Raw genomic sequence first — 12,881 nt, 5'->3', positions numbered from 1 at the left:
TATCAGTGGTGGGCGGTCATGTGCGCGAGGGTCTGTTCGGCGCTGTCGGGAGAGAAGGCGCCGTCGATGCCTTCGGCCGCACCCTCGGCCGCCTCGACGGAGCGGGGCAGGAGGATCTTCTCGTAGGCGATGACGGCGTCGTCCAGCTCGGCGTGATCGATGAGGGCGCGGGCGAGGTCGGCGCCGTCGCGCATGGCGAGATTGGCGCCCATGCCGGAGAAGGGGGACATCAGGTGGGCGGCGTCGCCGAGGAGGGTGACCCCGGGGGTGTGCTCCCAGACGTGGGGGACGGGCAGGGCGAACAGCGGGCGGTTGACGTAGCCGGTGTCGGTGATGTAGCCGCGCAGCGCCGGGCTCCAGTGGGCGAAGCGCTCCAGGAGGGCGTCGCGGACGGCGGTGGGGTCGGCCAGGTCGACGCCGGCCTGCCGGTGCCAGTCCTCGGGGGTGCGCATGCCGACATAGACGCGGATGTGGCCGCCGCTGTTGCGCTGGGCGACGAAGCCGAGGTTGTCGTCGAGGGCCAGCATGGTGCCGTCGCCGGTGAGGGCGGCGAGCTCTGGGTGGCGGGCGTCGGCGTCGTTGAGGCCGGTTTCGACGAAGGTGACGCCGGTGTAGACCGGGACGGCGTCGGAGACCAGGGCCTCGCTGTAGTCCCGGGGAAATTTCCAACGGATTTGCCTGACCTGCACTGATACGGGCATGTTCCGTTTGTTGATCACTTCCGCTACGGTTCGTACGGTCCTGACCCGGGTTGCGGTGTGGAGATGGTCGATGTCGACCCGAATGTTCTCCGAGGACCAGCTGGAGCGGCTGCGGTCTTTCCCCGACATCAGCCGCGAGGATCTGATCCGGTACTTCACCCTGGCGTCCGCCGACGTCGCCTCCATCGACCCGGGCCGCGGCCGCGGCCCGGGTGATCGATTAGGGCTTGCCGTCCAGCTCGCCACGTTGCCCTGGTTGGGGTTCGTGCCGGATGAGGTGAGTTCGGCGCCGCCGGTGGCGTGGGCCGGCTGGCCGAGCGGCTGGGGATCGATCCGGACGTTCTGGCCGAGTGCGGTCAGCGGGAGCAGACACGCAGCGATCATCTGCGGTTGGTGGCCGGCTATCTGGGGTGGAAGAGCGCCCCGGCCGGCAGCACCGCGATGAAGGAGCTGGAGCAGTTCCTGCTGGACCGGGCGATGGAGCATGACTCGCCCACGCTGTTGTTCAACTTGGCCACCGAGTATTTGATGGCGGCCAAGACGATCCGGCCGGGCGTGACGACGCTGGCCAAGATGGTCGCCGCCGCCCGAACCGGCGCCACCGCGCTGACCTGGGAGAAGGTGGCGCACCTGCTCACCGATCAGCTACGCGCGGATCTGGACCGGCTGCTGGTCTATGACGCCGGGCTGAAGATGACCCGGCTGGCCTGGCTGATCAAAGCGGCCACCGATCCCAGCGCGACCTCGGTCAAGACCGCCATCGACAAGCTGCTCTACCTGCGCAACATGGACGCCCACACCCTGGATGTGTCGGCGCTGGCGGCCGAACGGCGCCGTTTTCTGGCCTCGGTCGGCCGCCGCTCGACCAACCAGGCGCTGGAACGCCGCGAGCCGCAGCGGCGCTACCCGATCTTGCTCGCGGTGGTCACCCAGTCCGCGGTCGATCAGGTCGACGAGGTGGTGATGCTGTTCGACCAGGCCGTGTCCGCCCGGGAGTCGCGAGCCAAGTCCAAGACGGACGAGGCGCTGGTCGAGCGGGCCAAGGCCGGTGAGGCCCGCCAACTGCTGCTGGATGTGATCTTGCCGGTGCTCGCCGACACGTCCATCCCGGACGAGCAGATCGGCGGCCTGCTGCGCAACACGATCGGGATGAGCAGGCTGCGCGAGGTCGTCTCCGAGGGCTGGAAGAAGCTGCCCCGCGATCACGGCCGGCTGTCGGCGCTGCATGCCTCCTACACCTACCTGCGCCAGTTCACCCCGCAGGTACTGGCGGCGATCGACTTCCAGGGCAGCACCGGCACCGCGGATCTGATGGAGGCGGTGGCCATCTTGAAGCGGCTGAACGAGAGCGGCGGCCGCAAGGTGCCCGAGGGCGCGCCGACCTCGTTCGTGCCCACCCGCTACGCCGAGTACCTGGCCAAGGCGCGAAAAGACGGTGACGAGACCGCCTACCGCCACTATTGGGAGCTGTGCGTGGTGCTGGCGCTGCGCGACGGGCTGCGCTCGGGCGACATCTTCGTGCCCGGCTCGCGCCGCTACGCCGACCCGGCCACCTACCTGTACACGCCCGAGCAGTGGGCGCCACGGCGCGCCGACTTCTGCAAGCTGGTCCGCAAGCCCGCTAACGCGGCCGAGGCGATCGAGCAGGGCAAGGAGGAACTGGGCGCCGCGCTGGCACAGCTGGAGCAGACGCTGGCTGCGGCGCTGCCGGACGACACCGGCGCGGTGCGGCTGGATGAGGACGACCAGCTGGTCATCCCGCCGCTGTCGGCCGAGGACGTGCCGGGCGAGGTCAAGGAGCTGAAGGCGGAACTGACCGGGATGCTGCCGTTCGCGCCGATCGCCTCGCTGCTGATCGAGCTGGACGTGCGCACCGGGTTCCTGGACTGCTTCACCCACGCCGGCGGCCGCAAGCAGGCCCGCTCGGCCGATCTCAAACGCAACATCCTCAGCGTGCTCATCGCCAACGCCACCAATTTGGGGCTCGCCCGGATGTCGGAGGCCTGCGGTATCCCGTATGACGTGCTGCGCTGGACGCAGGAGTGGTACGTGCGGGAGGAGACGCTGCGCGAGGCCAACACCTGCCTGGTCAACCATCACCATGGGCTGGCGCTGTCGAAGGTGTTCGGCGGCGGCACCATGTCGAGCTCGGACGGCCAGCGTTTCCCGGTGCGGGGCAAGAGCACGACCGCCCGGGACATGACCGTCCACGGCGGGCAGGTGCTCTCGTCCTACACGCACGTGTCGGATCAGCACTCCACGTTCGGCACCAAGATCATCGTACCGGGCGCACGGGAGGCGCACTTCGTGCTGGACGACTTCCTGGGTAACGCCACCGATCTGCCGCTGTTCGAGCTGAAGGAGTGGGGCATGCTGCGCCGTACCCTGCACGCGGCGAAGTATCTGTCCGACCCGGCCTATAGCAGGAAGATCGCCCGCCAGCTGAACAAGGGCGAGAGCCTGCATGCGCTGCGCCGTGACCTGTACTACGCCCAGCAGGGCACGGTCACGAAGCCGGCCTTGGCCGACCAGACGGACCAGGCGTGGTGCCTGACCGTGTTGACCAACGCTGTCATCACCTGGACGACGGAGTACTATTCGCTGGCCGCGCGGCAGTTGCGGGCGGCCGGCCGCGACGTCCCGGACGAGCTGCTCGCCCACATCTCCCCGGCGCACAGTGAGAACGTCAACTTCTTCGGCGTGATCACCGTGGATGTGGAGGCGGAGCTGGACGGCGGCGGCTGGCGGCCGTTGCGCCCGGTTGCCGCGGAGGCGATGTCGATCTGATCGTCACGTCCCTGGCCTGCAGGCGGTGCATGCGCCCATTCGACAGTGACGCCGCAAACGAGCCGTGCACCCCGATGGGGATCCGGCCGCCGACCTGTACGGACGCCTGCGCGAGCTGCGTGAGGCCGCCGCCGTCGACGCTGAGCCGGAGCAGTAGAGCCTGGTGAGCGACGACAGTGACAACCCGCCCGGGGCCGGGCGTGCCTATACGGTGTCGGCCCGGCCGGACGGCTGGCACGATCTGCCGGGCCGGCGGCCGCTGAGCGCGGCCGAACGCGCCCGGCTGCGCCACCCTGCACCAGGCCGCGCAGCACGACACATCTCCCGCGGCGGCGCCGGACCCTGATCCCGGGATGTGTTCTCTCACGATCAGCGGCCTGGACCGCGCGGCCGATCCGGCACGGGCGACCCGGTTGCGCGGCTAAGCGCCGGGCAGAAACCCCCACCCCGCAGGAGTCCGCTCATGAAAAGCTTCATCGCCCGCCACAACCTGTACCTGCTGACCGCGCTCAGCGCCGCGGCCCTCCTCTACACCCTCGTGAGCTGGTCCTCGCTCCCCGTCCCGCAGCGGATGGTCGGCCTGTTCAGCTTCGCGCTGGTCCTGCACCTGTGGGAAGAAGGGCGCTTCCCCGGCGGCTTCACCGCTATGATCACCGACAAACTGGGCTTCGCCGCCCGCAGCCCCCACTTCGGCGAGATCATCACCGCCACCTACGTCTTGTTCATAGCCTTCGTCCCGCTGCTCCTGCCGAACGTGGCCTTCCTGGCCATCGCCCCGATGATGCTCGGCATCCTGGAGGCCATCGCCCACACCGCCGCGATCAAGATGTTCGACCTCAAGCGCTTCTACTCACCCGGCCTCATCACCGCCGGGCTGCTCCTGCTGCCGCTGTCCCTGAGCGCCATCATCCACACCGCGCAGCACGACCTGCTTCAGCCCGCCGAATGGCTGTATGCCTTCCTGTACATGCTCGCGGGCCTCGCCCTGGCGCAGCAGATCGTCGTACGAGAGGCGCCGGTAAGAAACGCGTTATGAGCCTCAAACGAGCGGCTCTGTCCAGGTTTCACCAGACATTTTTGATCTTCGTCACTTAAAGTAGATATTCGTGTGCTCTACGTGAGCGTAGCGTCGTGTGGGGCCTGGCCCGTTGGGGGCCGGCCCGGCAACAGGAAGGCGGTGCGCATGACCACCAGTGAGGACACGACTCAGCAGCAGCGGCTGGAGCAACTGCGGAGTCTGCTGGCCGGAACGCGTGGCGATTCGCGTCTGGGGCGGAATCTGGCGCGCACGCAGAAGGCCAACGTCATATTCGGGGCGACGCTGCATGCCGCCGATCGGCTGCGCCAAGGCGAGCAGCTGACCGAGCTGGAGGACACGCTGCTGCAAGCGCTACGGGTGGTGGTGCCGGAGGAGGAGCTCAAGGGCTGGGGGCGCATCTACCGGGAGACGGTGAGCGTGCGAGGGACGCTGGTGGGGGTGCCCGAGGTCATCACCAGCCGTCCGGTGTCGGAGGGCTACGACTTCGCTGATCTGGTGAAGGATCTCCCGGCTGTGGGGGAGGAGTGGATGGCGCAGTCGAACACGGCACTGATCACCGCAGAGGCGCTGGCAGCGGGAGAGGACTTCGACAGCCCGGAGTTCATCGAGGGCATGCGCGAATGGGGCTTCGGCGTCAGCGCGCCCGCCGTGCTCACCACACCCGGCAACGGGCAGACGGCGCAGGACGCTGAGCGGGCAGAGCCGCTCCGCCAGGCCTATCTGGAGTTCGAGAACTTCCATGTCCATCGCGTGGTGGGTGACGGATGGCCGAACACCAGGGACGAGATCCGCTGGGTCTCGGGCGGCAGCAGTGACCGACGCGGGGCCGAGCCGTTCCTCTCAGAGGAGTTCGGCGGCGACAAGGCCACGGCGGGCAAGACCCCGGCCTTCAGCGTGTTCAACCGGAACGTCTTCAACGGCTCCACAAGTACCGGGCTGATCTTGAGTGTCGCCTGCTGGGAATGGGACACCGGCGGCGGTGGCGACTACGACATCCTCGGGCTCGTGCGAGAGATGAACAACAACATCTTTCTCAACGTCGCATGGACACTCATCGCCCAGATGCCGGGAATGGAGCTCCTTGGACTTCTGGCCGACATCACCTCGCATGCGGTCAACGTGGCCGACCTGGTGAACAAAAACGACCTCTCCAGCGCGCGCACCCTGTTCCTCGACCAGGATGTCTTGGCCGTGCTCTCCCACCGCGGAAGCACGCAATGGCACTTCAACGGCGATGGCCACCACGAGCTGCGGGTGAAGTTCACCGGCGACGCGGTGCCCTTCCCCGAGGCCACTTTGGAGTACGCCGTGCGCACCAGCCAGGGATGGGGCGCGCCGGTCGCTCTGCCTTGGAAGAGCATCACGCCTCCCGCCCTGGCTTCGTACAAGGGCAAGCTCTACGCCGCGTTCGTCCGCAGCGATCGGGCGGTGATGTGGACGCGCCTGGAGAACGGGAAGTGGAGGACACCCGAACGGGTCGGCGGGGACCACAGCTACTGCGCCCCCGCTCTCTGCGTGGCCCACAACGAGCTGTTCTACGCCGTCACCGGCGTAAACAACGCCTTGTACTGGCGCAGATTCACCGAATCCGGGGGCTGGAGCGGGGTCACGAAGTTCAACAGCTACAGCTCCGGCTATGCCCCGTCCATGGCCGCAATCCCGGGCCGGCTGTGGCTGACGCACGTCGGCACCGACGGCAGGCTCTATCACAACACGCACGACGGCAGAGGGTGGAGCTCCCCCCACAGTTCCAACCTCGACTGGTTGGTGGACAGCCCCGCCACGATGGCCCCCCACGGCTCCCAGCAGGTATGGAGGATCGTCCGCGGGATGGACAACTCGCTGGCGTTCAGCGTTTCAGGCTCACCCACCGGCTGGCGCGACGACGTCGGAACCGGAGGCGCAAGGGGGTGGCGCATCACCCATGGCCCGACGCTCACCCTCCATGACGGCAAACTATGGATCTTCCTTCGCGCGATGGACAACACCCTGCTGGTCGGCACCTACACGGACGCCACTCAGTGGACCGCGCCCCAGCAGGTCGGTGGACAAGGCGCCATCAAACCGAAGGATGAGGTCGCCGCGACCTCCCACGACGGCAGGCTGTATGTGATGTATCGCCGCTGAGGAACGGCCGGGCTCGATCCCCGGTCTCATGGGGGTCCCGGCAGTCATGAGGAAATTTCCAACGAAGTAGCCTCTGACCTGCGGTGATTCTAGGCGCCAATGACTAAGGTCTCGGAGGTCTGCTCCCGAACGGGGCCGCAGCCGCCGCCACGTAACGCCAGGTAGCCATGCTGCGAGGACGGTCTGACATATGAGTCGTTGGCAAGGGGCGTGACCTGCGCATGTCGAACCTCCAGTTGAGTGTTCTCGCATGAGAGGCTCGAGGCGATTCGTCCGGCGAGCCAGGGGGGCTACGTGACCACCGAGACCACTATCGAGGCGCGGGTAAAGCAGATCGTCGCCGAACAACTCGACCTCACGAGGCAGGTGAACCCCAACGCCTTGATCATTGATGACCTCGGAGCCGACGATATAGCCATGGCTGAGATCATCGCGGCCCTGGAGGAGGAGTACAACCTGGAGATCCCCGAGGGGGACGCCCAGTATATCCGCACCGTCAACGATGCGATCACATACGTCCAGAGGCGAGCATAGCGCTATGCCCTCCACTCGGGCCCGTGCGATGAGCCCCAAAGTGGCTGTGGGTGACGAAAACGGCAGTCAGCGCACCGGACAAAGCTTAGGTTCTGTCCGGTGCGCCGATTGCTGTTTGGGGCTGGTGACGCGTTTCTTACCGGCACCCCTACGGATGAGCGGCATGAAGTACACCGACTTCCTGAAGAACGTCAGAGAAACCACCTTCACCAAGTGACCTCCCGCCGAGAGGCGACCCTGGGATGTCCTCTCGACGGGCATCGGCCATGTACGTGATAAACGCCTATTATCGCGTACATGAGCGATCATGAGGGCACGACAACCAGGAGAACCCCCCGCCCAGGCGGTGCGCGACTCCCGCACGTTATCCGGTACATCGCCGCAGCCGTCGCGCGACGGCCCGCATGAGCGCCGCGAAGGTCGCCGCCCTTCGCGGCGGGCACGTCACCCTCGCCGCAGCCGCCGACGCCTTCCTCGCCACCGCGCGCACCGCCAACCCCAACACCCAGCGCGCCTACGCCTCGGCCATCGACCGCACCATCGCCCTGCTCGGCCGCGACCGGCCGCTCGCCGACGTCGCCGACACCGAGGTCGGCACCGCGCTCACCGACCTGTGGGCACGTGCGCGCCGGCCATCTGGAACCGCAACCGCGCCGCCATCACCTCCTGGCTGACCTGGTGCCAGACCAAAAAGCACTGGGCCGCCCCGTCCGTCCCGGCCGACGCCGAACGCCGCAAGGAAACCGCCGACGAGACCCGCGCCGTGGCCAAGACCACCATTCACCGGCTGCTGTCGCGCCGCGACGTCCCGCTGCGGGAGAAGACGCTGTGGCGGATGCTGTACGAGACCGCCGCCCGGGCCACCGAGGTCCTCGCGCTGAACATCGAGGACCTCGACCTGGAGCACCGCCGCGCCCCCGTCCGCTCCAAAGGCGGCGCCCTCGAATGGGTCTACTGGGAGCGCGGCACCGCCCACCTGCTACCCCGCCTGCTCCGCCTCCCCGACGGCAGCACCCGCACGAACGGCCCGCTGTTCCTGTCGATGCGCCGCCCCGTGCCCGCACACCGGCCGCGCCCGCCTCGGCTACGACCGCGCCCGCGTCCTGCTCGACAAGCACGCCGGGCTCGACCTGCACCAGCTGCGCCATAGCGCCGCCACCCACCTCGGCGACGCCGAGATCCCGCTGCAGCTCATCATGGGCAAAACCCGGCACAAGAACCCCCGCACCGCCATGCGCTACGTCCGACCCGGCGCCGAAGCCATCGCCAAGGTCACCGAGGTCCTGGCGCCCCGCCGCCGTACGCACTGACCAGCGCATCCCCCGCCAACACATGCCGTCGCGGCTTAGCGCTAATACTCACCAGTAGACTCCAATCGGCCTCCCGAGTTCCTGCAAACGACTGCGTATCGCCGCAGGTCATGCAAATCTGTTGGAAATTTCCCCGGGACTACAGCGAGGCCACCAGGCGGCGCACCCGGGACCAGGCTCCGTCGCCTCCCACGACGAGGTCGGTGTCGGTGGTGGCGCCGTGGGCGAAGTGGAGTCGGTGGCGGCCGTCGCCGAGGGGTTCGGCGCGCTCCAGTTTGTGGCCCCACCGGACGGTGCCGGGGTGAGGGAGTTCACGAGAAGGCCGCGCAGACGGCCGCGGTCGATCTCGGGGTTGCCCTGGCCGTCGCCGGGCGGTGCGGCGTCGAAGAGCACCTCGCCGTCACGGCTGACCAGGCGGATCTGCTCGCCTTCCGGGCGGGCCAGAGTGGTGAAGGCGTCCCACAGGCCGGCGGCCCGCAGCGCGTGCCGGCCGGTGCCGGGGTGCATGTCCAGGGTGCCGCCCTGGTCCCGGGCGGCGGCGGAGGCGTCGAGGTCGTAGACGGTGACGTCGATGCCGTGCAGTTGCAGAATGCGGGCCGTCGTCAGGCCGGCGGGTCCGGCGCCGATGACGGCGACACGGGCGGAGGCGGGAATCATGCTGGTACTCCTCGGTGATGGGTGTCGCGCCGGCCGGGTGTGCGGCCGGCGGCCGAGTTCGGGGGCAGGTGCCGGCCGGGGGCGGCGACGGGAAAGCCCCTGTGACGGCCGGCGGCTGACCTGACCGTGCCGGGAGGGCGGGGGAGGAGCGCGGCGGGGCGCGTCCTTCCGCCGACGCCCACAAAAGCACACTCGATCAAAAAGTGCAACGACACAATTTTTTGTACTGCCCAGACATCTGTACGATGTCAGCATGACGACGCCCGTAGGCCGGCGCGAGCGGAAGAAGGCGGCCACCCGCCAAGCGCTCGCCGACGCCGCCCTGAACCTTTTCATCGCGCACGGCTACGACAACGTCACCCTGCATGACGTCGCCGAGGCCGCCGACGTGTCCACCACGACGCTCCTGAAGCACTTCCCCAGCAAAGAAGCCCTGGTCTTCGACCAGGAAGCCGACCAGGAGGCCGCCCTGGTCGCCGCCGTGCGCGACCGCGCTCGCGGCACGACCATCCCCCGGGCCCTGTGCGTCCACGTCAAACGCGTACGCATCCACGCCGGCGGCTCCGACGCCCGCTACAGCCAGTTCGCGGACCTGGTGAAGACCACCCCCGCCCTCAGCGCCTACGCCCACCGCATGTGGATGCGCCATCAGGACGCACTCGCTCGCGCGATCGCCGCCGACACCGGCGCCCCGTCCGACGACCCGCGCAGCGCCGCCCTGGCCCACTTCGCCCTGGAGAGCGCCGCCCTCGCCCACCGCGCCGCCGATCCCGAACAGGCCGTGGAGGCCGCCTTCGAACTCCTCGAACACGGCTGGGAAAACCCGGCCGCGAAGCCCGGCGCCGCCCGCACGTGACATGGTGACCTGCCTGGGAGACATGTACGTCGACGCTGCGGGGGCGAGGTTCGTCCGCGACGCACTGCACGCGTACGCGCGGACCCGGATGTAGCTCGTCTGGCCTCGTGGAAACGACCAGCGAAACTCACTACCTTTTTTGCTGATCTACATTGTAAAGGCGCTTGACGAGTGAAAAATGCGAGATCAATTTCATAAAGAATCCCAACGACCCCGTGAGGCGGCTGCGGCCTTAACGCGTGCGGCCCTGCTGTGACGCGCCCGCGTAACCAGGGCAGGGCAGAGGAGCTCTGCGAAACCGCCGGCGGACGCGGCGAAGGTGACGATGCCGGCTCCGTGTGGGCGGGCAGCATCGCGGCCAACGCGGCTTTCTGGGAACGATTCTCGGACGTAGCCTGGCGGAATGAAGCTGGCCGAGATCCGTAGATATCCGGTTAAGTCAGTTTCCGGGTGGGTTGTTGATTCGGCGGTCGTGGAGCCGTGGGGGCTGGCGGGGGACCGCCGGTGGGCCGTGGTGGACGAGTCGGGGAACCTGCACTGGGTCGGGGAGAATCCGCGGCTGCTCTCCGTCGTGGCCACCCCCACCGCCGACGACGGCCTCCTGCTCGAGGCTCCGGGTCTGCCGCGGCTGAAGGTCCCCCCGGCCACCGGTGAGCACGTCCCTGTCCACTTCGTGGAACTGGACACGGCGGTCCTCGCCCATCCGGAGGCCCATGCCTGGTTCACCGGATTGCTGGGGAAACCCGCCCGCCTCGTCTGGCAGGACGACCCTCGCCGCTGCGCCGTCCCGGCCTCTCACGGAGGCATCCCCGGCGACGTCGTCAGCTTCGCCGGGGACGCCCCCTTCCTGCTCACCTCCCGTTCCTCCCTCCGCCGGCTCGACGAGTGGATCGCCGAGGGCGCCCTCGATCGTCAGGAGGAGGTCCCCGCACCCCTTGACATGGCCCGCTTCCGTCCCAGCCTCGTCGTGGACGGCTTCGCGCCCTTTGTCGAGGACACCTGGCGGGAGATCCGCATCGGCGCCCTCCGCTTCCGCATGTCCGAACTCTGCGACCGCTGCGCCGTGCCCACCTACGACCCGACCACCCTGCAGAAGGGCAAGGAACCCCTCCGCACCCTGGCCCGCCATCGCCGCTGGGACGGCAAGACCTGGTTCGGTGTCCGCTTCGTCCCCCGCAGCTACGGCGAAATCCGGGTCGGCGACCCGGTGACCGTCCTCGCCATCGAGCCCTGACCCGGCAGCACGGGTCTCAGGAGGCGGTCAGGCCCGCCACCTGCCTCCTCCTCGTGCCGTCTCCGGCCGGGCCGCAGGAGACGGCACGGTCACATCACGCGACGGCGGTCCCCTCAAGCTCGACCATCAGGCCGGGGACCGCCAGCCGGGTCACCCCGAGCATCGTGGTGGACGGCGCCACTCCGGCGGCGCCCAACCGCGACGCCAGCACGCCGTAGTGCTCGAAGAGCCGGTCGACGTCGGTGGTGTAGACGTTGAGCCGGACGAGGCCGGCGAGGGACATGCCGGCCTCGCCGAGCACGGCCTCCAGGTTGTCGAGGCTCAGCGCCAGCTGCGCCGCCATGTCACCCGCATGCAGGGGCTCACCGTCGCCGCCCATCGCGGCCTGCCCCGCGCAGTACAGGGTCCGGGTGTGCCCGGAGACGATCTCACCCTGGTTGTATCCCAGCTTCATCGACCACGCCCAGGGGTTGATCGCCGTTCGCTCCATTGCCACATCAGCTCCATTCGGGTCGACGTCACGTGCGCCGGTCGGCTCGGTAGCCGCCGTTCTCGGTCGCGTTGATGAGCCTCCCAACAAATCACGACATCCTTTGTCGTATATCTCGGTACATTTCTCGGGTGCGCGCCGACCGGTTGGTCTCGCTGGTGCTGCTGCTGCGGCAGCACGGCCGGCTGTCCGCGGCCGCGCTGGCCCGCGAGCTGGAGGTGTCCACCCGCACCGTGCTGCGCGACATCGAGGCGCTGTCCGCAGCGGGCGTCCCGGTCTACGCCGAACGCGGGCGGCACGGCGGTTTCGCGCTGTTGCCCGGTTTCCGGACCGAGCTCACCGGACTGAACCACGACGAGGCCCTTGCCCTGCTGGTCGCCGGATCGCGGCGCGGCGCGCAGGCGTTCGGCCTCGGCTCGGCGCTCGCCTCGGCGATGCTCAAGGTGGTTGACGCGCTGCCGGAAAGCTACCGGGACACCGCGGCCGGCGCGGCCGAGCGGCTGCTCATCGACCCGGAGACCGACCTCCTCTCGCGCCGGCTGGTCGCTGAGGAGGTGCCTGACGCCGTAGCGGCCGAGGTCCTGCGCGCGGTGTTCGCCGGACACAAACTGCGGATCCACTACGCGGCCGTGGACCAGGCCCCGAAGTGGCGCACGGTGGACCCGATCGGCCTGGTCACCGTACGCGACCGGGGCTACCTGCTGGCCACGAGGTCCGGCGCGGACCGCACCTATCGGCTGTCGCGGATCCTGGCCGCCGAGGAACTCGCCGAACCCGCACAGCGACCGGACCGCATCGATCTGGACCGGACCTGGCAGGAACGCAGCACGCGGTTCCGGACCGGCGGCGACCAGCTCGCCGTGCTGGTACGGGTGGACCCGGCGCGGAGGGAGGACCTGGTGAGCACCGCGCTGGCGGTCCTCGCCGAGGAATCCGGCTCGGACGGCCGGCTGCGTCTGGAGGTGACCTTCCAAGATTCGAGACACGCCGAATGGGCGCTGTGGCAGCTCGCCACGGACGCGGAAGCCCTGGCCCCGCGGTGGTTGCGCGACTCCCTGCGCAACCGCGCGGCCGCGATCGCCGCCCGCTATGGACCGTGATCCGGAGAGTGCCGAGGACGGTGGCCGTTCCGGCCCGGACAAGGCC

The 12,881-nt window shown here is 68.7% G+C and carries 12 protein-coding genes and 2 pseudogenes; 11 read left to right on the top strand and 3 right to left on the bottom strand.

Features of this window, described 5'->3' with window-relative positions:
* Positions 1–2 precede the first annotated feature (2 nt).
* Positions 3–701 (bottom strand): FAD-dependent monooxygenase, encoded by a 699-nt coding sequence (locus AB0O28_RS09490; protein ID WP_363638111.1) that lies wholly within the window; start codon positions 699–701, stop codon positions 3–5.
* On the opposite strand from AB0O28_RS09490, the pseudogene AB0O28_RS09485 reads away from it, so the two are divergent.
* The 8 genes and pseudogenes from AB0O28_RS09485 to AB0O28_RS09450 form a co-directional block, all read left to right on the top strand.
* Positions 700–987, top strand: a pseudogene (locus AB0O28_RS09485) (DUF4158 domain-containing protein); the annotation flags it as partial. The gene AB0O28_RS09490 and the pseudogene AB0O28_RS09485 sit on opposite strands and share 2 nt — an antisense overlap.
* Positions 988–1,001: 14 nt before the next feature.
* Positions 1,002–3,488 carry a Tn3 family transposase gene (locus tag AB0O28_RS09480; protein ID WP_363638109.1) on the top strand — a complete coding sequence of 829 codons (2,487 nt, stop codon included), beginning with the start codon at positions 1,002–1,004 and terminating at the stop codon, positions 3,486–3,488.
* A gap of 463 nt (positions 3,489–3,951) precedes the next feature.
* Positions 3,952–4,524 (top strand): HXXEE domain-containing protein, encoded by a 573-nt coding sequence (locus AB0O28_RS09475; protein ID WP_363638107.1) that lies wholly within the window; start codon positions 3,952–3,954, stop codon positions 4,522–4,524.
* Positions 4,525–4,671: 147 nt separating this feature from the next.
* Complete coding sequence (locus AB0O28_RS09470; RefSeq protein WP_363638105.1) at positions 4,672–6,654, top strand: hypothetical protein; 1,983 nt, start codon at positions 4,672–4,674, stop codon at positions 6,652–6,654.
* Between the two features lie 294 nt (positions 6,655–6,948).
* Positions 6,949–7,188 (top strand): acyl carrier protein, encoded by a 240-nt coding sequence (gene acpP / locus AB0O28_RS09465; RefSeq protein WP_363638103.1) that lies wholly within the window; start codon positions 6,949–6,951, stop codon positions 7,186–7,188.
* Between the two features lie 404 nt (positions 7,189–7,592).
* On the top strand, positions 7,593–7,862 hold the full coding sequence (locus tag AB0O28_RS09460) for a hypothetical protein (RefSeq protein ID WP_363638101.1): 270 nt from the start codon (positions 7,593–7,595) through the stop codon (positions 7,860–7,862).
* Complete coding sequence (locus tag AB0O28_RS09455) at positions 7,802–8,338, top strand: tyrosine-type recombinase/integrase (protein WP_363638099.1); 537 nt, start codon at positions 7,802–7,804, stop codon at positions 8,336–8,338. The genes AB0O28_RS09460 and AB0O28_RS09455 overlap by 61 nt, the downstream gene beginning before the upstream one ends.
* Positions 8,319–8,378: pseudogene (locus AB0O28_RS09450) on the top strand (hypothetical protein); the annotation flags it as partial. The gene AB0O28_RS09455 and the pseudogene AB0O28_RS09450, both read left to right, overlap by 20 nt.
* 228 nt (positions 8,379–8,606) lie before the next feature.
* Here AB0O28_RS09450 and AB0O28_RS09445 read toward each other — a convergent pair.
* The gene (locus AB0O28_RS09445) at positions 8,607–9,155 is read right to left on the bottom strand and encodes an FAD-dependent monooxygenase (RefSeq protein WP_363638097.1); all 549 of its coding nucleotides are present in this window, start codon (positions 9,153–9,155) and stop codon (positions 8,607–8,609) included.
* 253 nt (positions 9,156–9,408) lie between these two features.
* Here AB0O28_RS09445 and AB0O28_RS09440 point away from each other — a divergent pair, with 253 nt between their 5' ends.
* Entirely contained in the window at positions 9,409–10,011 is a 603-nt protein-coding gene (locus tag AB0O28_RS09440) for a TetR family transcriptional regulator (protein WP_363638095.1), read from the top strand.
* Between the two features lie 403 nt (positions 10,012–10,414).
* Complete coding sequence (locus tag AB0O28_RS09435; protein ID WP_363638093.1) at positions 10,415–11,245, top strand: MOSC N-terminal beta barrel domain-containing protein; 831 nt, start codon at positions 10,415–10,417, stop codon at positions 11,243–11,245.
* A 94-nt stretch (positions 11,246–11,339) separates the two neighbouring features.
* Here the strand turns inward: AB0O28_RS09435 and AB0O28_RS09430 are convergent, their stop codons facing one another.
* Positions 11,340–11,735, bottom strand: a complete 396-nt coding sequence (locus AB0O28_RS09430) for a RidA family protein (protein WP_363638404.1) — start codon at positions 11,733–11,735, stop codon at positions 11,340–11,342.
* A gap of 131 nt (positions 11,736–11,866) precedes the next feature.
* Here AB0O28_RS09430 and AB0O28_RS09425 point away from each other — a divergent pair, with 131 nt between their 5' ends.
* Positions 11,867–12,835: a WYL domain-containing protein gene (locus AB0O28_RS09425; protein WP_363638091.1), complete on the top strand. Its 969-nt coding sequence runs from the start codon at positions 11,867–11,869 to the stop codon at positions 12,833–12,835.
* Positions 12,836–12,881 lie beyond the last annotated feature (46 nt).

The sequence above is a fragment of the Microbispora sp. NPDC088329 genome, from assembly GCF_040685655.1.
GTDB lineage: Bacteria > Actinomycetota > Actinomycetes > Streptosporangiales > Streptosporangiaceae > Microbispora.
Note: the sequence above shows the minus strand (reverse complement) of the source record. Positions and strands in the feature narration are given on the sequence as shown.